1 protein-coding gene is annotated in these 992 nt (G+C 63.0%); it reads right to left on the bottom strand.

Annotation, left to right across the window (positions count from 1 at the left end; all coding sequences use genetic code 11):
* A partial coding sequence (locus MKL20_RS25275) for a MucR family transcriptional regulator (RefSeq protein ID WP_409568199.1) occupies positions 1 to 362 on the bottom strand: 362 nt, incomplete at its 3' end.
* Positions 363 to 992: the final 630 nt, after the last annotated feature.

The raw sequence follows: 992 nt of genomic DNA, 5'->3' as shown, positions 1-992 counted from the left end.
GTCTCTGACGGCTTGGCAGCCTTCGGGGCCGCCTTCTTGCGCCTCTGGCCGAGGCCGAAGCCGTGGGCGAGCTTGGAGCGCGCCTCGGAGTAGCTAGCGGCCGTGGACGGGTAGTCCCGTGGGAGGCCGTAGCGCTCCCGGTACTCCTCAATCGTCATCCCGTTGCCGGTGAGATGCCGCTTCAGAGTCTTGTACGGCTTGCCGTCGATGAAGCTGATCAGCGCCTCGTGTGTGATCGACTTCCGGATCTGGGATGAGGGCAGCTTCTCGGCTGCCGGAACCGCAGGAGCAGCTCGATTGCTGAGCCCAGCCAACGCAGCGTGCGTGTTGGCGATCAGGGTAGCGATCTCGCTCGGCTGCAGATGGTTGTTCGAGACGTAGGCCGAGGCGAGACCCGCCGTCAGTTCAATGAAATTGACGGCCGAAGCCTCGATGGTCTCTACGATTTGGTCAACGGTGCACCTGTGTTTGGAGAACTCGCACAGTGTGCTGAGCCACGTATAAAATCAACATGATGGTGGGTGTATTAAATGTTTCTGAGGGCGTTTTCGATGGGCGTGGCGCATAATCCCAACGTCGAGGCGGTGTAGGACACTCCAGAACGATCTTGGTCAGGTTGCGCGTTCCGGCCGTCGACTGATAACGCGCAGTCGGAACGGCCGGCCTGCGACCGCGCTGCCCAGTCCGGGCGTGACCGCTGCTGGAAGACAGCTCGCGATCCCAGACAGTGCCGCAGCTACGAACGCCCGTTGCTCGTCCAGGCCGCCAGTCAGGTATGAGTAGGTAATCCGCGGCTGACCCAAGAGGCTGCCGTCCCGCTTCAGGCTGAACAAGACCGTCACCTCCGAGCCTGCGGCTCCAGCCGGCAGGCCGGTGATCTGAGCGCAGGCGCTCAGCATCTGCCAGAGCTCGGACAGGGACGCCGCTGGCCTTCGCTCGATTGGGCCAGCTATGGCCACGAGCGGTAACACAGAGACGACCGCCGAAGCGGC

The organism is Methylobacterium sp. E-066 (genome assembly GCF_022829635.1).
GTDB lineage: Bacteria > Pseudomonadota > Alphaproteobacteria > Rhizobiales > Beijerinckiaceae > Methylobacterium.
The sequence above is the reverse complement of the archived record's forward strand: the minus strand, read 5'-3'. Positions and strand labels throughout refer to the sequence as shown.